The organism is Martinezella calliandrae, assembly GCF_030272695.1.
Classification (GTDB): domain Bacteria; phylum Pseudomonadota; class Alphaproteobacteria; order Rhizobiales; family Rhizobiaceae; genus Rhizobium; species Rhizobium calliandrae.
Genome location: NZ_JARFYN010000036.1, coordinates 52,764 through 70,131 on the forward strand (window position 1 = coordinate 52,764; position 17,368 = coordinate 70,131).

General features: G+C 58.4%; 19 protein-coding genes. 9 read left to right on the forward strand and 10 right to left on the reverse strand.

The window, feature by feature from the left end; genetic code table 11:
- Positions 1-255 precede the first annotated feature (255 nt).
- Positions 256-1,587 (reverse strand): epoxide hydrolase family protein, encoded by a 1,332-nt coding sequence (locus PY650_RS23855; protein WP_285882070.1) that lies wholly within the window; start codon positions 1,585-1,587, stop codon positions 256-258.
- Between the two features lie 467 nt (positions 1,588-2,054).
- Between PY650_RS23855 and PY650_RS23860 the strand changes: the two genes are divergently transcribed.
- The 3 genes from PY650_RS23860 to PY650_RS23870 all read left to right on the forward strand — a co-directional run bounded on the left by PY650_RS23860 (position 2,055) and on the right by PY650_RS23870 (position 4,751).
- Complete coding sequence (locus PY650_RS23860) at positions 2,055-2,291, forward strand: DUF982 domain-containing protein (protein ID WP_285882071.1); 237 nt, start codon at positions 2,055-2,057, stop codon at positions 2,289-2,291.
- Between the two features lie 549 nt (positions 2,292-2,840).
- Positions 2,841-3,950 (forward strand): sulfite oxidase, encoded by a 1,110-nt coding sequence (locus tag PY650_RS23865; protein WP_285882072.1) that lies wholly within the window; start codon positions 2,841-2,843, stop codon positions 3,948-3,950.
- Positions 3,951-4,451: 501 nt separating this feature from the next.
- Positions 4,452-4,751 carry a helix-turn-helix domain-containing protein gene (locus PY650_RS23870; protein ID WP_285882073.1) on the forward strand — a complete coding sequence of 100 codons (300 nt, stop codon included), beginning with the start codon at positions 4,452-4,454 and terminating at the stop codon, positions 4,749-4,751.
- Here the strand turns inward: PY650_RS23870 and PY650_RS23875 are convergent.
- Entirely contained in the window at positions 4,670-5,464 is a 795-nt protein-coding gene (locus PY650_RS23875; protein WP_285882074.1) for an SDR family NAD(P)-dependent oxidoreductase, read from the reverse strand. The two genes, PY650_RS23870 and PY650_RS23875, sit on opposite strands and share 82 nt — an antisense overlap.
- A 102-nt stretch (positions 5,465-5,566) precedes the next feature.
- Between PY650_RS23875 and PY650_RS23880 the strand changes: the two genes are divergently transcribed.
- From PY650_RS23880 to PY650_RS23900, 4 genes are all read left to right on the forward strand, one after another.
- Positions 5,567-6,457, forward strand: a complete 891-nt coding sequence (locus tag PY650_RS23880; RefSeq protein ID WP_285882075.1) for a LysR family transcriptional regulator — start codon at positions 5,567-5,569, stop codon at positions 6,455-6,457.
- Between the two features lie 208 nt (positions 6,458-6,665).
- Positions 6,666-6,929, forward strand: a complete 264-nt coding sequence (locus PY650_RS23885; protein WP_046610246.1) for a hypothetical protein — start codon at positions 6,666-6,668, stop codon at positions 6,927-6,929.
- Positions 6,930-7,327: 398 nt separating this feature from the next.
- Positions 7,328-7,579 carry a DUF982 domain-containing protein gene (locus tag PY650_RS23890; RefSeq protein ID WP_285882078.1) on the forward strand — a complete coding sequence of 84 codons (252 nt, stop codon included), beginning with the start codon at positions 7,328-7,330 and terminating at the stop codon, positions 7,577-7,579.
- A 402-nt stretch (positions 7,580-7,981) separates the two neighbouring features.
- The gene (locus PY650_RS23900; RefSeq protein WP_285882079.1) at positions 7,982-9,181 is read left to right on the forward strand and encodes an IS256 family transposase; all 1,200 of its coding nucleotides are present in this window, start codon (positions 7,982-7,984) and stop codon (positions 9,179-9,181) included.
- 344 nt (positions 9,182-9,525) lie between these two features.
- On the opposite strand, the gene PY650_RS23905 is transcribed toward PY650_RS23900, so the two are convergent.
- From PY650_RS23905 to PY650_RS23915, 3 genes are all read right to left on the reverse strand, one after another.
- Positions 9,526-9,762, reverse strand: coding sequence for a hypothetical protein (locus PY650_RS23905; protein ID WP_285882080.1), 237 nt, complete (start codon positions 9,760-9,762; stop codon positions 9,526-9,528).
- Positions 9,763-9,868: 106 nt separating this feature from the next.
- The gene (locus tag PY650_RS23910) at positions 9,869-10,060 is read right to left on the reverse strand and encodes a hypothetical protein (protein ID WP_285882081.1); all 192 of its coding nucleotides are present in this window, start codon (positions 10,058-10,060) and stop codon (positions 9,869-9,871) included.
- A 356-nt stretch (positions 10,061-10,416) separates the two neighbouring features.
- Positions 10,417-11,148 (reverse strand): hypothetical protein, encoded by a 732-nt coding sequence (locus tag PY650_RS23915; protein ID WP_285882082.1) that lies wholly within the window; start codon positions 11,146-11,148, stop codon positions 10,417-10,419.
- A gap of 108 nt (positions 11,149-11,256) precedes the next feature.
- Here PY650_RS23915 and PY650_RS23920 point away from each other — a divergent pair, with 108 nt between their 5' ends.
- Positions 11,257-11,781 carry a phospholipase D family nuclease gene (locus tag PY650_RS23920; RefSeq protein WP_285882083.1) on the forward strand — a complete coding sequence of 175 codons (525 nt, stop codon included), beginning with the start codon at positions 11,257-11,259 and terminating at the stop codon, positions 11,779-11,781.
- Between the two features lie 57 nt (positions 11,782-11,838).
- Here the strand turns inward: PY650_RS23920 and PY650_RS23925 are convergent, their stop codons facing one another.
- The 4 genes from PY650_RS23925 to PY650_RS23940 all read right to left on the reverse strand — a co-directional run bounded on the left by PY650_RS23925 (position 11,839) and on the right by PY650_RS23940 (position 14,581).
- Positions 11,839-12,117, reverse strand: coding sequence for a CopG family transcriptional regulator (locus PY650_RS23925; RefSeq protein WP_285882084.1), 279 nt, complete (start codon positions 12,115-12,117; stop codon positions 11,839-11,841).
- A 502-nt stretch (positions 12,118-12,619) separates the two neighbouring features.
- Entirely contained in the window at positions 12,620-13,129 is a 510-nt protein-coding gene (locus tag PY650_RS23930) for a GNAT family N-acetyltransferase (RefSeq protein WP_285882085.1), read from the reverse strand.
- A gap of 3 nt (positions 13,130-13,132) precedes the next feature.
- Positions 13,133-13,435: a type II toxin-antitoxin system TacA family antitoxin gene (locus PY650_RS23935; RefSeq protein ID WP_285882086.1), complete on the reverse strand. Its 303-nt coding sequence runs from the start codon at positions 13,433-13,435 to the stop codon at positions 13,133-13,135.
- A 222-nt stretch (positions 13,436-13,657) separates the two neighbouring features.
- Entirely contained in the window at positions 13,658-14,581 is a 924-nt protein-coding gene (locus PY650_RS23940; RefSeq protein WP_285882087.1) for a DUF3991 and toprim domain-containing protein, read from the reverse strand.
- Positions 14,582-15,405: 824 nt separating this feature from the next.
- Here PY650_RS23940 and PY650_RS23945 point away from each other — a divergent pair.
- A complete protein-coding gene (locus PY650_RS23945; protein ID WP_285882088.1) occupies positions 15,406-15,555 on the forward strand; it encodes a hypothetical protein in 150 nt (49 codons plus the stop codon).
- Positions 15,556-16,061: 506 nt separating this feature from the next.
- Here the strand turns inward: PY650_RS23945 and PY650_RS23950 are convergent.
- Entirely contained in the window at positions 16,062-17,294 is a 1,233-nt protein-coding gene (locus PY650_RS23950) for a CapA family protein (protein ID WP_285882089.1), read from the reverse strand.
- Positions 17,295-17,368: the final 74 nt, after the last annotated feature.

The window sequence follows — 17,368 nt, forward strand, 5'->3', positions numbered from 1 at the left end:
AGTTCTCCTCGGGCCGCCTCGATATCGGACATGATCAGCAAGTAGGACGCGGCATTGGCCACATGGATGGAGGTCGGCGATCCGGGGCGGGGTTAGCTGGACCGCCCTCGATCCGCCCTTCCTGACGAAATCCGCGTCGAGCATCCTGCCGAGGCCGGAACAGATGGGCTTGGCGCGTTCAATGTCAGCCACGGGGAGGACCGCGACCTCCAGCTTCATGTCTGCGGAAGGAGACACGGCCGCTTCATCGGGTGATCAGGCGGGTTGCCGAAGCGGCTTGAACGCGGCGCGCAGTTCCGCACTGAACAGCTCCGGTTCCTCCCAGGCGGCGAAGTGGCCGCCCCTGTCGACTTCGTGGAAGTAGATTAGATTGCGATAGGCGCGCCGGGCCCAGCTTTCCGGGGGACGATAGACGTCCTTCGGGAAGACCGTGATGGCAACAGGAAGAGATATGTCGCCCGTCTTCTGTGCGGCCGCGACGATGACGCTGCCGCGTGCGCCGTTCTCCCAGTATATGCGCGCTGCAGAGGCTGCGGTATTGGTCAGCCAGTAGAGCGAGATATTGTCCAGGACGTCGTCCTTTGTCGGCGAGGCATGCGGATCGGCGCCATAGCTCCACTGGGAGAAGCCCGGGTGAACCAGAACCCATGCGGCAAGCCCGGCCGGAGAATCCGTCGCGCCATAGCCGACCGTCTGTGGACGAGCCGTCATCATCGTGAAATAGGCAAGGTTTCCAGCCTTTCCGGACGCCATGAGCGCGTCGAGGACCGCCTTCTCCTTGTCGGTGAGGTTCGGCGGCACCGGGCCGCCACCGAGTGCCGCCGCCACCTCGGGCGGGATTGTTGCCGGCAGGTTGATATGGATTCCGAGCAGGCCTTCGGCGGACTGGCGGGCCATCGCACTGGAAATCGCCGATCCCCAGTCACCACCCTGTGCAACATAGCGCGTGTAGCCGAGGCGCTTCATCGTTTCGGCCCAGGCCCTTGCAATATGATCCGGATCCCATCCCGTTCCCGTCGGCCTTCCGGAGAATCCGAAGCCAGGCAAGGATGGAATGACGACATGGAAGGCGTCTGCCTCGCTGCCGCCGTGCGCGGTCGGATCCGTGAGCGGACCGATGATCTTGAGCTGCTCGATCACCGAACCCGGCCAGCCATGTGAGATGATCAGCGGCATCGCGTTGGGATGGCGCGAACGGACATGGATGAAATGGATGTCGACTCCATCGATCGTCGTCATGAACTGCGGCAGGGCGTTCAGTCTGGCTTCGAGGTTCCGCCAGTCATATGCCGTCCCCCAGTAATGGACGAGTTCGCGAAGCTTCGCGAGCTGAACGCCCTGCGATCCGTCGCTGACCGTTTCCCTGTCCGGCCAGCGGGTGGCGGCAAGACGGCGCCGCAAGTCGGCAACGGCGTCCTTGGAAATACTGACCCTGAACGCGCGGATCGAATCCGGCGTCGTCTGACTGGCTGAGTCGGTCGCAGCGATCGCTGGCGAAGCGACCGCAAGCGCAGCCACCGCCGTGCCGCTGATCAGGACGCCTCGCCGAGACAGGAGGGTTGCGTCGTCTTCATCGTGCGCGGACATGGTCAGCTTCCTTCCTGGGTTTTGTCAGGCTTGCTGCCGACCGCGCGAGCAATGGAGACGGATCTGTGCCAGCGCGTTCAGGTGTTTCGCCGCTAAGCCGAGAGGCTATCCCTAATGCCATCGGCACATCGGTCAGCCTCTGACTGATTGCTTGGGCTCGGTTTATCACTGGCACTTGTCCTGCAGAGGGTTCGGCCGATCCACACATTATGAACCGGTGGCAGTTTAAAGCAAATCGTTGTCTCGATGCCGCAAGAGCTGGGCTGGCGCAATGCGGCACAAGACTTCCCGCGAAGACGATGTATCTGAGTGTCAACGCACGGCGCTGTAGCCGGATGTGGCTGGGGTCGGGCTGCAGTGATGTCTATTGAGAATTTTGCGCCCCATTTGGCCGGGCCGCGGAACATTCCGAAGGAACTCCCGCCTACCCTATTTTTTTTGGATGCCGACCTAAGAGGTGTTTAGAGATGCCAGGCGAGCTTTGGAAACAGCCGGTTGCGATTTCATTCCAAAACGTGGGGTCCAAGTCCATCAATGGACCGGACGATGCTGTTACATGTTTGATTGACTCTTGGCCGAACCGTCGCGGTGCTTGTTTCATTAGGGCACTCACGGCCTGTCGCGGAGCGTTGGCGGGACGTATAGACGGCGAGATCGCTCGCACGGAGTTTGTCGCAGCCGTACACGAGATTGAAAGCGCGTAGGACAATACGAATTCTGTCCGCCGTCAAAGTTCCGTTGTTGTCACTGCGTAATGGCCACTGTGCGGCGACAGCGACCGGTGGCTCAATGACCACCAAGAAGGCGCATTGCCGCTCCGTCAGTTTTCTGCCAGCGAGCCGCTTGCGCCGCGAGGCGCGGCAGGCTAGCACTGCGCCCGCTCCAGTGCGCCAACGGTTCAACCGTGAAATCAGCGTGCATTCCCGCCTTGAAATGCCCCGTTCGTTGCAGAACACCATGTATTTACCGGGTTTGAGGGTCAAAGTGGCATTATGCGACTTGCCCGGATGCAAAATAGACCCGGCATTGACGCGCTGCAGTACACCCGCTCTTGTCTCGCGTCCGGCAGCGCAGCCTCTTCCGTTCTTGACGGCCCTTTGCTACCGTTCGAGTCGAACCGAGGAACGTGCGCTATGTGCTAGAATGCGGCCGAACCGGAACGCGACAGACGCACAGCAAGGGGCGGTGTGATCGAAGCGGAATTGGCGCGACCGAGAGCCGACGTTGTGTTCTTGGAAGGGGAGACGAGGACGATGCCGAGACCAGAGCAACCCAGTTTAATAGTTCGACAGAAATCCCCACCGAACATCGAGTTTCCGTTTGCGTCGCTCTCCGATTGGCTGATCCCAACCGAGCTGTTCTTCGTGCGAAACCATTTCCCGTCGCCGGACCTCGATGCGCGAGACTGGAGATTGCGCGTTGACGGGGCGGTAGAGCACCCGATCGAACTTGACCTCGACAGCATTAAGGCGATGCGGAGCACGACTTTCACCGCCGTCGTCGAGTGCGCAGGGAACGGGCGCGTCTACTATGTGCCGCCGAAGGAGGGGTTGCAGTGGCAGAACGGAGCCGTCGGCAATGCCGCGTGGACAGGTGTTCTTCTGCACGAGATTTTGGAAATGGCGGGCGTTAAGCCAACCGCACGTGAGGTTCTGCTCGCAGGCGCCGACAACGGCGTTGTCGACACGAACAAGAAAACGGCTTCTCCCGGCCCCATCGCTTTTGCGCGCAGTTTACCGCTTGAGAAGGCCATCGCTCACAGCACGATCCTTGCCTATTCGATGAATGACGAGCCGTTGACGCGCGATCACGGCTACCCGCTACGCGCGGTCGTGGGTGGCTGGTTCGGCATGGCTTGGGTCAAGTGGATCACGCATATCACGGTTGTGGAGCAACCGTTCCTTGGCTACTGGCAGGCGCGCGACTATTTCCGTTGGGAGCGGAGCCTCGGTGAACCTAGGCTGGTCCCCCTTGCGGAGATGGAGGTCAAAGCGCAGATCGCGCGTCCCGTGCACGGGGCGCATCTCATCGCCGGTCAACCGTATCGGATTTTCGGAGCCGCCTGGAGCGGAGAGGCTGTTATCCGGCAGGTGCAGGTCTGCACCGGAGATGGCAGGGGCTGGCGCGAGGGAAGGCTCGTCGAAACAGAACGTCCCTTTGCATGGCGCTTGTGGGAGTACATGTGGACCCCTGAAGAAGTGGGGCGATATATACTGCGATGTCGCGCGATCGATGGGGCGGGGTGCGTGCAGCCCGACCTTCCGCGTTCCGACTGCGAGAGCTACGCGGCCAATTGGATCGTTCCGGTGGAGGTTACGGTCGTTCCCGAGCCGCAGACGTACGAGGAGGAATTCGTGATCTAATCACCCGCATGGGGCGGAATGGCGGTTTTGGGGGCAATAGCGACCCACGTTGTCACTGCGTCATGTCCGCTTTGCGCCATAAGCGGTCATCCGTGGCCCGCTGCGAATCCAGAACCAATGTTGCGGCGCCGTGCACTTACCTGAGGCTTGGCGTGGAAAGTACCGTAACGAGGTGGCGACCATGGTCGATTTCCGGCTTGTCGGATTGTAGGTGACCGGGAGCGTTCCGCTCTTAGCGACCTGCAGGCCGTAGAGAAAGTTTTCGAAAAATCCGCCTGCGCGCACAAATGCGATTGGGATTTCAGGTTGCCCAAACCTTGCTCCAGAAGCGACAAGGCCGTGATCATGCCGAGCCCCGCTCGTCCTGTTCGCACCCATCGACGAAAGCGCAACCACTCGCGGCGGCGCTGCCTTGGTGAGCGCCTCGACATAATCCGCAATCACGCCCTTTGTGGTACGAACTCACTGTTCCTTTTACGGGGAACAATAAAGGGTACGAAAATGCAGAATCTCGAACCCCTCCTCATTTTCACAACGGTCGCGGAAATGGAAAGGTTCACCCGCGCAGCCGATAGCCTGGGCATTCAGAAGGAAAGAGCTTCAACGGTGGTCCGGAAGCTGGAAGAAGATGTCGGTGTCAGGCTTCTGCACTGCTCCGAGAGGGGAACCGCTGCTTTGGCCCTTCTCGGAGCCGCTTGGTGTGCCAGAAGCGGGTTACCTTATGCGATTGTTCTGACGACTCCGCCGTCGACACGCAGGGATGTACCTGTTGTTGCCGAGGCCTGCTCCGAGCAGACATAGACGACCAGATTTGCGACCTCTTCAGTCGTCGCGAAGCGCTTGATGAGCGTGCTCGGGCGCGTCGTTTTGAGGAACTGCTGCTCGGCTTCCTCTTGCGTAATGCCCTGCGCCTCCGCAGCCGCCTTCATCCAACCGCCCATGATTTCCGAATTGGTTGGACCAGGGAGGACCGAATTGACGGTGACGCCTGTACCAGCGACTGTCTCGGCCAAGCCCCTCGCAATGGCAAGCTGAGCGGTCTTGGTCATGGCGTAGTCGATCAGATCCACGGGAATTGCGAGCGCTGACTCGCTGCTGATGAAGACGACGCGCCCCCACCCGCGCTTCATCATATCAGGCACATAGTGACGTGATGCTCGAACGCCGCTCATGACGTTGAGTTCGAAGAGATCCCTCCACTCGCTGTCGCCGATGTCGAAGAAGGGCTTCGCGCGGCCCGTGCCCACATTGTTGACGAGAATGTCTGCATCTGGCGCCTGCGCGAACAGCTCGGCCGCGCCTTCCAGCGTCGCAAGATCAGCGACGACGCCGCTGAACCCACCCTTTGGGAAGAGGGCGCGCAACTCTTGAAGCGCTGTCGCGACCCGTTCTTCGCCACGTCCGCTGATGACAACAGAGGCGCCAGCACGGGCAAGCCCTTCGGCAATGGCGCGGCCGATGCCCGCCGTAGACCCGGTAACAACCGCCTTGCGGCCAGTCAGATCGATATTCATGACACATTCCCTTTCAAGCGTTGGAATGCGTCTCATTTAGATATGTAGAAAAAAATGATAATAACGCAAATCCTCATAAGATTGATGCTCCAGGAGAATGAAATGGATCGATTCGCCGAATTGAGTGCCTTCATTGCGGTGGTCGAAGCAGGCGGCTTTTCCGCCGCTGCACGTCGAACGGGCGAGTCACAGCCCGCTGTCAGCAAGGCAATCGCTGCGCTTGAGAAACGCCTCGGCGTGGCGCTGTTCAACCGCAGCACCCGCAGCGTAACCCTGACGGATCAAGGGCAGCGATATTATGACCGGACGAAGCCGCTTGTTGACGAGATCGACGATGCTGACAGCGAACTGACCAGCAGCACGCAGACTATGTCGGGTCTCATCAGGATCAGCGCGGCCTCCACATTTGGCCGCCTGCATATCCTGCCGCTGATCCCAGACCTGTTGTCGCTCAATCCCGGACTTCAGGTGGATCTCGTTCTCTCGGACTTCGTGCGAGACATGGTGGAAGATCGGATCGACCTCGCAATCCGGGTGGGGCCCGTCGAAGACCCAGATGCAGTTGTCTGGCGGGTGGCGCGCACGCCCCTCGTCTGCGTCGGATCCCGCCGCTACTTCGAGAAACACGGGATACCGAAGACTCCGGCGGAGCTGAGTGATCACAATTGCCTTATGTACGGCGGCCTGTCAGAATCGGCGAAATGGCCCTTCACAGGTCCCGACGGACGATTCAGCATCCCCGTTCGCGGGAACCTGTCGTCCAACAGCGTCGAAACGATCCGGGCTGGCGTTCTGGCCGGCGTTGGAATTGGCCTCTTTGCCAAGGTCTCGCTCGCCGATGAACTCCGCCATCCGGACGTGATCACAATTCTCGACGACTTTCTGAACGACGCCAGAGACATCAACCTAGCCTGGCCGAAGCGTCGTTTCGTGCCAGCACGGGTGCGCCGTGCGACTGACTTCTTTGCCGCAGCTATCCCGCAGCGGCTTTAGCCCAGGCCGAAATAGCACCGACCGTCATCGGTGGCACCGGAGGCCTAGGTACCGCAACGCGCTGTCGCAACAACTTCCGCTTAGGGCCGGAAGCAGACGAGAACATCGACATCTTTGCCTGCGGACGACGATCCCCGCCCATCCGGGTAATATCAATGTGATCAATGGCGGCGTAGTGTTCTATTTGGCCTTTTGAGAGGAGGATGCTATGCCTACCATATTGGCCTATCACGACGTCAAAGACGTCAAACATTGGCTCACTTCACCGCGCCGCAAAGAAGTTTTCGAACCCCTCGGCTGCACAAACATTCGTACGTTTGTCGATCCGCAAGCGTCCAACCGAGTTGGCCTCGTCATGGACGTTCCCGACATGGGCCGCCTGGCGGAATTTATGAAGTCCAAGCAAGCGGCGGATGCGATGGAGTATGACGGAGTATTGCCGGAGACCTTGGTGATTCTTACTCAATCGTAGCGGGAAATCAGGTCGAGAAGGTCGGTTCTGGGGTTTGCCATGACGCCTCAGCATCGGTCAGATAATATTGATTGCCGGCACTGGGGCTGTGACACCACGGCTACTGTTGAGCGGCGGCGCAATTCGCTCTGACCGGTGAAGCCGGAAGTTGACGCCGGTGGCGCGAAGCTGCCACGCACTCTCTTCGGCTGGTGGCATCTGCTTATATGAGCAGGGTCAACCTCACCCTGTCACAGGGCTGGTCGCTATCCACCCTCGTCAAAGGATCTACCGAATTCCGCATATTTCTAGTGACGACCGATTTCACCAACATCATTTCGTGGCTGACCAAGACAGGCCCGTGAGCCCATTGGAACGAGTCCTCGATATTTCAGTTATTGCCGTGGGAGGAAACGAACATGGGACAGCAATGGTGGGATCACTCGGTGACGATACAAAGCGCCAAGCCTGCCCGATTGGTCACAATCACCAGCACGGAACGGGCGGCGGAATTTATGCTTTTCGAATGGTCTGGGAAGCGAGGAGGCAAAGCATTTAAGGCCGCCAAGCAATCGCTGATCGATGCTCGCGATGGAAAGGCTTCAATCGATGCAGCGCGAACCGCTTTCCTGGCGGCGGCAGAAGAAGCGGGAATTTTCTTCAGACACTGATGTCGTGATAGGACGCGGACAGATCACTGCTCGTACGGCTTTCGCCCTATGGCCGTTGCAATCTTTCGCCGATCGCAGCCGCTCATGCCTGGAATTCGCAGGAGGCCGGCGGAGCTGATCTGACTCATATCTTCGGCCGTCTCATAGCCCAAGGTGATTAAGTTCGGCGAGCAGGCGCAGTTTTAAGTGTTTTAAGTCTTTGAGGTATGTCGTCATAAATGGCCAATCTGCAGATCACCTCCGATTGTGTCCCCACACGTGGTGTAGGTGACGGGAGATAGCAAAGCCGAGCGCCCGCGCGTTTCATAGCGCTGTAGCGGGTGATCGGCTTTGCGGGGCGGCCATCAGTGTTTTCCGCTAGGGTCGGGTTGTTCAAGACACAACCTTTTGGAAAGACCACCGATGACCAATGACATGATGAACGTGCGCGCGCTTGTTGAGAAGAGTGCCGATGCAGATTTGTTGCGCGAGATGATCGGCTTTGCCGCCGAACGGCTGATGGAGCTGGAGGTCGGCTCAGCTACGGGCGCTGAATTCGGCGAGAAGAACCCGATGCGGCTTGCTCAACGCAACGGCTATCGTGATCGCGATTGGGAGACGCGAGCCGGAACGGTCGAGCTTCGCATTCCAAAGCTGCGCAAGGGCAGTTACTTTCCGAGCTTCCTCGAACCGCGTCGCATGGCGGAAAAGGCTCTGACGGCGGTTATTCAGGAGGCGTATATTCAGGGCATCTCGACGCGTTCGGTCGATGATCTGGTCAAAGCCATGGGCATGAGCGGCATCTCCAAAAGCCAGGTGAGCCGCCTGTGCGAGGAGATCGACGTCAAGGTGAAGGCGTTCCTTGACCGTCCCATCGAAGGCGAGTGGCCATACGTGTGGGTCGACGCCACCTATCTCAAGGTCCGTCGTGGCGGTCGCATAGTCTCAGTCGCCGTCATCATCGCAGTGGGCGTCAATAGTGACGGGCGGCGCGAGGTTCTGGGCATGGAGGTCGGCACGTCGGAGGCCGAGCCAATCTGGACGGAATTCCTGCGCAGGCTGACACGCCGAGGATTGCGTGGCGTGAAGCTTGTTGTCTCCGATGCGCATGAAGGCATCAAGGCAGCCGTTTCCAAGGTTCTCAATGCAACGTGGCAGCGGTGCCGCGTTCACTTCATGAGGAATGTGCTGGCACACGCAGGAAAGAGCGGCAGACGGGTCGTCTCCGCCTTCATCGCAACCGCCTTCGCCCAGGAGACGCCCGAGGCGGCCAGCGCTCAATGGCGCAGCGTCGCCGATCAGATCAGGCCGAAAGTGCCGAAGCTCGCCACCATCATGGATGACGCCGAAGACGATGTGCTCGCCTACATGACCTTCCCGAAAGAGCACCGGGCGAAGTTGCATTCGACGAATCCAATTGAGCGTCTTAACGGCGAAATCAAACGCCGCACCGAGGTCGTTGGCATCTTTCCGAACGACGAAGCCATCGTCCGTCTCGTCGGCGCATTGCTCATGGAGGCGAATGACGAGTGGACCGTCCAGCGTGGGAGATACCTGACGCTTGAGACCATGGCGCAAATGAGCGATGATCCCCAAATCAGCCTGCCCGCTGTGGCTCGCTGATATCCACTCCGACCTTATGTCGGAAAGCACGGCAATCAGCCGTCAGCTACACCACTACAGTGGGCACGATCTCACCTCCGATCTTCAATAAGGATAGTCATACAAGATAATTGTCGAAGAGCGCTTCCTCGAAGGGCGTATATCCTTCATGGCATTATCATGTTCTAATTCAAGCAGGTCGGGTTTCCCTCCGACGATTGAAACCGAGCACTTTCTGGCAACTATTGCCCCTATTCTTAACCGGATAGGGGCGTTTTTATTTGCTCCACAAACAAAGCCTGCCGGGAGCAACGGCCCACTGAAGTTTCGTCGCTCGTTGCCGCGTCAGCGGCTACGAACTCATTCTATAAAGACCTGCCATAGAGCTTGCTGCGGGAAGCGCTGACAAGGGAGACGAGTTGGCGCTCGTTGCGCACTCCTTGCTGAAACAACCTAATGATCAAGGCCGCCAATCGCCCGGCTTCTTCAGTATCTTTCCCGATATTCAACTGGAATAGGCTGGTATCGAATGCACGTTGGCAGATATTCAGATCTAAGGTGTCCAGCGGCTGGTTGTGAGCACTTATGTATTCGTTGAGCATCGCCTTCCTCCTCGGGTTGGCTACGGCGGCGCAGGTTCTGCGCCGCAACCTCGCGCGTTCAAAGCCTGCCGAATCGCAGACTGCAGCGCGTCATTTGGTGTCTGTTTTATGGATAGATGTCGGCCAGGACATAGAAGGCCTCGCGATCGCGAAGCCCGCTGGCATAACCGTCCAGCATCAATTGTGCCAGTTCGTTCGCCGTGGCACTGGTTTGCGTGATTCCGCGACGTTCACATGCCTCCTCGAAGACAGCGCGTATATCGGAAAGGTCTGACGGTATCGCGGGGGACTTGACCATGACTCGCCCTTTCAGTTTAGGGCGAGAACAAATTGTCGTCTCTCAGCCGTTGCCGCCCGGATAAATGGGCAACGATATTGTAGGGTACTCCTACGGTCGGGCTCTAGCAAACCTATTCGGCAGAGGGCTGTAATCGATGGATTTTTGAGCTGATTTGTCGGTCAGTCAAAATATCGTTCAAGCTGTTAGAGGCTGCCATGGACTAAAATGGGATCGTGGCGCCGACGCCAGACGTTGCTACGACCGCACGAACTGCCGTGCCAGCTGGCTCGACGGGGACGTGTTCGCCTTTTCGTAAATGTTTTGGGTACCTTATTCTTTCAATGGTGATCAGATATAAACGCGTCCGCGCAATTTTAAGCTGCCTTTCTCCCGTTCAGCCTCATGATGGCTTCATAGCATTTTTCGACGCGACAGGCGGCCTCCCGCGCACTCCATTCCCAGCCGGCCGAAGGGCATTGGCGCTGCAGCCGCTCCTGCGGCACATGCTCGACCAGCCAGAACCATTTGTCAGCCTGCACCGTGTAGTCGATCCGGAATATCCGGCCGAGACAGATAGGGCCGTCGTAGCCAACGAAATCATCGCCCTTGTCGCCGGCCCATGTGTGTCGCCACTTGTAGCGCGTCCTCTCATCGAGCCCGATGCTTTCATGGCCCTTCCAGCCGTTGCTCTCGATCGCCTGCGACGGCTCCGGCTCACGCTCGATCTCGGTCACCGTGTAGTTTGAAAGTACCATCGCCCGCACCTGGTCGGCGATGAAGTCGACCAGTTCGCTCCTCTCTTCCGGTTCGATGCTCGCGAGCTTGAAGGCTTCTTCGTCGCTGATGTCGAGCAAGATCGCCTCGATCTTGCTCGCTCTGGCTTCGGGTATAACCGCCTGTCCTCGCTCCGAGACATGCACCGAGCGCAATATCTCCTTGGCCATATCCAGCGCGATATAGGGGATGACAGAGATTTTGCGGCGTTTGCCGACGGCGTAGCCAGCGAAATCGCGTTTGGTTTGTCGGCTGGTGCGGCCAATGCAGGAGGCCGCAACAAAGCGCAGTGTTTCAAATGCGGGTACGAAGCGATGGATATCGCGGGGCATTTCATTCCTCGTTATGTGTCTGCCGCCGCATGCTTGTTCTCATTATGTTCTCGTGATAATTCGAGTCAAGCGTGTTCTCGGAAGGCGCGAAAATGCTATGGGGAAGAAATGAGAATTGCCGTTGCCACGATAGCCGCCCTGCTATGGGCCAGCTCGCTCCATGCCGATGAGCCTGCCACAGCGAAAGTCTTCGCATGCTTCACGCCGGTCGAGCAGTGCGAGAGCCTGATAGTTGGTGAAATCGACCGGGCGCAATCCTCCATCCGCCTCCAGGCATACGGTTTTACGTCGCTGCCGATCATTCACGCTCTGCAGCGCGCCGCGGGCCGGGGCGTAGAAGTCCTGGCGATCCTCGACAAAACCAATGAACGGAAATATTCGGGTGCCACGTTGCTCGAGGCGGCCGGCATTCCAGTCTGGATCGACTATCAGCCTGCCATCGCCCACAACAAGGTCATCATCATTGACGAATATCTCGTGATAGGTGGCTCATACAACTACACGGCTGCGGCGCAGACGCGAAATGCGGAGAACGTCACCTTCATGGAAGGCCGAGAGATCGCCAGGGATTTCCTGGCGAATTGGGATAGCCGGTTGAAGGTCGCCAGGACGCTCAACGATCCGATGCGGTAGCGATTTAAAGGCGAACACTTTCTGCCGGCACCACCGTCAAGACAATCAGCCCACCGGCTACACTGTCCCATCCTCCTCCAGCAATCGGACCGGCAGATAAGCATTCATCTCAAGCCATTCCTGAATGATGTATCGGATCATGTCGTTGCGTGTCCTGCCGAGTTCGTCCGAGATGCTGGCCACGGCATCTTCTGCGTCACCATCCAAAGTGACTGAGGCCGAATTACGGAGCATAAGAGCGGTTCGCCGCAAAATGATCTGGAGATCTGCGCGCGAGATATCGCCAATGCGATTGGCGGCGTCTTCTAGTATGGCGGCCTGGTTGCGTGTCGTCATCCAGCTTCCCCTTTCGCAGCGCGTTATCACGCTATGAACTGAGTCGAACATTTGCACAGGCAGAATGTTCCGCCGGCCTGTTACCTTCGAATGTAACTTTCGCGGCAATCATCGGTCAGGCACAGGTGCAAGCCGCGTGGTCCGATACAATATTATCCGCCTCGGCAGAAGCAATCGTCGATTCCATATCAGCAGTCGCACGTGCAAGGAGTGAGGCGCCATCCTTGGATTTAGGCCGATCTAGCCAGCGATCCTTGTGCTCATATGCAAAAGGGCTTTCCTGGTTGACGGACCAGGAAAGCCCTTAACCTTTGCCGCAGAATGGGGCGGTTCCGCGACTCAAGTCAGTGAAAATATTAGTCATAATCGGGGAGCTTGAAATCGGACTGAAGCCCGAAGCTCAACTGGACTTTAGTCTGGACCTCTATCGAATTTCGGCCTCTTTTCTGCGCTGGGGGCTGCCCTGAGTAACCGAGTTTAGCGGCCGCGCAGCGTTCTGCCCTCACTCGGACAACTTAACGATGTCCACCATCGGTCGAAACAATTTCATAGGTTGCTCCAGAAACGGCAGAAAACTTTCGCGTTCATAGAAGCGCTTCGCGCACTCGTCCTTGGCGTCCACGATCATCGCAATGGATGCGATCTCGCTGCGTACCGCCCGATAGAGCGCTTCAGCGAGGAGAAATCGGCCATAACCTCTCCCCTGATAGCGTCGATCGATCGCAAGACGACCCAGCAGCGTCCCATGGATTAACGGGTAGCGCGGCAACTTGTGGACAATGGCGGCCGGCAGATCCGGAAGCCGTACTGCCGTGGATGACAGTGTGTAGTATCCGGCGATATTACCGTCCTCCAGGAGAAGGACAAAGGGCGCCGCCATCTTCTTTCGGGCGTCCCGTCCAGCCTGTGTTTGGAAATATCTGTCGAGCGGCTCTACGCCACTTTCGAACCTCGATTGATCGTGTTGCGCGCCGAGGACCTCGAACCGCAGAACGTCATCCGTTTCCCCCACTCTTCAGACGCCCGTTTTCTCGCGATAACGCCGAACGGTATCATGGAGCCGCTCGTTAATAGGCCTTGGGTCAATCAAAGCCTCCACAAACGCCTGGCTATCCCGCACCGAAAATTCCAGGTGTTGATATTCCTCAATGACGCGCCGCGCCGTATCCTGCACGCTTGTCAGAACGAAATCTGTCACTGTGCGCCCTTGTAGGGCGGCTGCGCGTTCGATTGGGCGCTTTTGGTCAGCGGTAATGCGTACCTCGAGGCGCTCGCCGCGGACACGACCCATAGCTGGTCTCTTTGCTGCTTCAGCCATTTCTCGATCTCCAAATTGTTTATCTATGAACGGCTAATAGCCCGAGACATCAAGTTTGCTAACCTTTGGAGCGCGTCGGCAGCGATGGCGGCTCCTTCGGTGCTCCTTCCGAACCGGTGCGCAGCGGATCCAAACGAACTCGCTGTCTTCTTAAACCCTTCATGACACTTTCCGAGCCGGCGGTCGGATCCCCTGGGGCGCGCGCGGGGAATGCGGCACGGCTCAGCGCTCCTCTCTCCCTTCCTCGCCCTCTCTCACCCGTTGTTTCAGAACCTCGTTCCAGTCCTCGGCTGACGGCCGCAACCGCAGCCAGGTACAGTCCGCGGCCTCGGCGATCACACGAAGACGCGCGGCGTAAAGGTCGCCCTGCGAATTTGCGTCCGTTGCAGCGACAAGCACCGCATCCCGTCTCGTTACGAGCGCACGCAACGCGGTCTCGGTCGCCGGCGACCAGCCACCGCCCGTACTGAGATAGAGGGTGCCTTCGCGCATGCCTTCGATGGCTGCAAGGCTCATCGCATCGATCGCCGCTTCGGTAACGCAAAGGCGGACAGCATCCATGCTGCCGAGACGATAGAGAGTTTTGTGGCCACCCGTTGCAAAACCCTGCCATGCGGGTCCGCGAGCTTCCCAACCGGTCACATTGTCCGCGTCGTGCGTGTGGCTCGCCCACACGCTCCCGTATGGGCCTTCGCGCAGCAGATCTTGGGCGACAGCTACCCGTAGTATCGAAGCCGGGATCTTGCGCTCCCTGCGGAGATAGCTCCAGGAGGGCGAACCTTGCCAAGGTGGTCGTCGGCTTGCCCACATTTCGGCAATCGACGTTTGCGCAATCGGTCTCGCTTCATTCCTCTGCCAGCTCGACATACCTGTCGAGAGGCCAGTCAGTGCGGTGATGTATTTATACGCGTCAATAAAACCGAGACCGTTGAGGTGGGTTACGAGGGAGAAGATATCGCCCCTGTCGTCATTGAGAGGGTCGAACCAGCCGCGCCCATCATGGATGACAATAATGATCTCGCTTCCACGGCGAAATTTCACGGCCCGCCGTGTGCTCTCCTTGACGTCGAGTGCAAAGCCTGCGCTGTCCAGCACAGCTTGGCAGCCAACGAGATCCCGCAATTGCTCGATATCTTCCCTGTTCATCTCCCTCTTTCCAACTGCCTCATAATTGACCTTTCCATTGATTTCTTCCCGCAGATTTGCCGGGCGTCTCAAAAGACGCCGGGAAGAGTAAAAAGGGGCAAGGGCGCGGCTGGCAACTATCGAAAGTCGCAGTGGGCGCTGGCCGCGGTGGAGCAGCGCCTTCCGGCCTCCTGCTCGCAAGCGGCAGTTGGAGCGATAAGGGTGGTCAATAAAAGAGAATTTCGTGCATATCGGCAGTTGCATATCGTCGCAGACGCGGACCTCGCAGTTTCGTGTCTGATTAGACGAGGCTCACAATTGCTTGGCCAGCTGCAAACCTTCTTTAAGATTGACGACCTACGGGGAGCCCACAAGTAACGATTTCAGCTCGACCGCACATAATCGCTGTGCCGCTGCGTCAGGGCTAAGCCAGGCGTTCGTCGTGCTCCTTGAAATCATCAGATATCCCCAATGAAGTAGTCAGAAAAGACGTTCCACACGGCTCCCTCGGGAAATGGTCCGATAAATCGTGTTGAGTATCCTATGGATTTCAAACATGCTGGCGCCACCCTCATCCTAGATCAATCTCGTCGGCCGCTTTTGCGCGCACGATCGTCGGGGAACTTCCTAGCCGAACACTCTCGGAAGGCCTCGATCTGAGCCGCAATGTCGAGAACGTCTTGCATCCAACGGCCGATGCGGAATCCGGTTTCTGGGCTGCATAGGACGCGTCGGCATAAGAGCGTAGGGAAAAGACTGAAACTGATTCGAATCAGGGCCAAGCGGTTGACGAGGGCAGCGCATACTCTGTAGATGAATACTCTGCGTCCTCTACGAGCAAGGCCATGGATATTCGAGAAACCTTTGCAAAGAACCTCCGAGACAGCGCTTTGGAACGTTGCGTATACAGCCCGACCATCGACATTGTCGATAATCTTGCCAAGATCCTGGGTGTTAAGGCAGCCGATCTTCTGAAAGAGGCCGGCGGCGATTAACTTGCTTCGGAACGGACGGCTGTCCGGGCGGGGCGCCGCGGATGAAGCGATCCCAAATCGCGATACACTTTGGCTTTAGAGCAACGGCGGGTGGAAAACCTTCGCCAAGACTTGGCCGCGCTCAAGTGGCAAAGCCACCAGGGGCCGCAGTCCGCTAGGTAGATGGCAATTCTGACAAGCGCGAGCGCTCCTTATTAACCCACTCTGATGGGTGAGACATTGCGGAAGATTGGCCGGCTGTTCGGATTTTCGGTCGGATTTGTTCCGCGAGCGACGAACAGAATTCCAACCCATAACTTGAGCGCTGATCCAGGGTACGTTGATTATTCGTGGTCCCTGGAGCGGTGTGAGCCCGCTGGGTAGCCGGAACGGAGACCTTCGCAATTGCCTTGTCGTGACCGGGCCAACGCCGCAAGAGGGCCTATTCACAGCGTGCCGCCCTTTGGACGAACCCTCTCAGCTCAGGTTCCGCGGTCGCATGACACCCTGTCCTGTTCAGCGCCACGTCAGGGACGAAGAACGCCGACGTCATCTACAATCTCGATATCAGTACCAAGCATCGCAGACTGTTCCCGTAGTCGCCCGAGAATTCGCTCGGCCGGCACGCCATACACGCGCTGCGGCGCCAACCGCCGTTCCAGCAGGCCATCTTCCAGCCCATCTTCGCCGCCGATCACGACCGGATGGAACCGCAGCTCCGTCGACGATCCGTTTTCAGCGATCAAGCACACTGCCACGACGCTCTCCCACACTTGTCGATCCGTCCATTTCGAGTTTGCTGACTTCACATGGAATATGAAATTCCCCAGGCTGTAGAAGATCGGCCGGCAGCGATAGATCTCGACCGGCTGCAGCACCGGCGCGCCGTGGCTGAGGAAAACAGCCGCACCCGCATCGATGCAGTCCTTGGCGACGGTCGAAACCCAGTCCGGGACCTCATGCCAGTTGCGGGCCCAATGATGATGATGGAGATAAGCGACAACAACGCATCCGTCGGAGGCGGCGGCCGAGATTGCCGCCAGATTGCGCTCCCGATCCTCGATATCGACTCGGACGTTGCGGCCAAAGCCCTCGGCACGGCGAAAAATCGTCCGCGCGAAGCCAAGCTCGCCATCCTCCATCGGCAGCGGATCGTCCGGCTGGACATCGTTGAGGAGATGCATGTCGCCATAGCCGACTTTCTCGCGCACTTGGCGGATCTGTTCGAAGGCAGGCGCGTCAACGTCCAAAACCTGCGACAGCCGCAGCCGATTGATCCCCGGGCGTTCCGACCGCCCGGGACCGGAATCGGCAGCGTACATGAAATCCGGTCCCGGCCCCCCGTCCATGGCGACGAGCGCGACTTTGCGGGTACCGACGGATCGGATCGCGGCGCGCCCAGCCTCCTTGCGGTTCCGTCCAAGGCCTGCCGCCAGGAAGCCCCGCTTCTCGACCTCCTCCAGGGTCGATAGCACACCGGAGGGACCGAGATCAAAGGCGTGATTATTGGAGAGCGACAGGCCCGCGAATCCCATGGATTGCAAGACGTCCAGCACCATAGGGTCGCTTGCCCCGAAATAAGACCCTTTCAGCGGCCATCCGCCATGCCGACCAAGGATCGTACCCTCGAAATTGGTGAAGGCGAGATCGGCAGAACGTAAGATGGAGCGAACGCCGTCGACAGCAGGGTCGGTGATCTGGCGGATATCGTGTTTGATCAAGGATTGGCCGGTCACGGCCAGGGTCAATTGGGAATGCATCATGATCCTCTTGGGAATGAACGGCAGGGTGGCACGGCGAAGCCAGGTCGCTTGCCAATGGGCGTGCGTTTTGT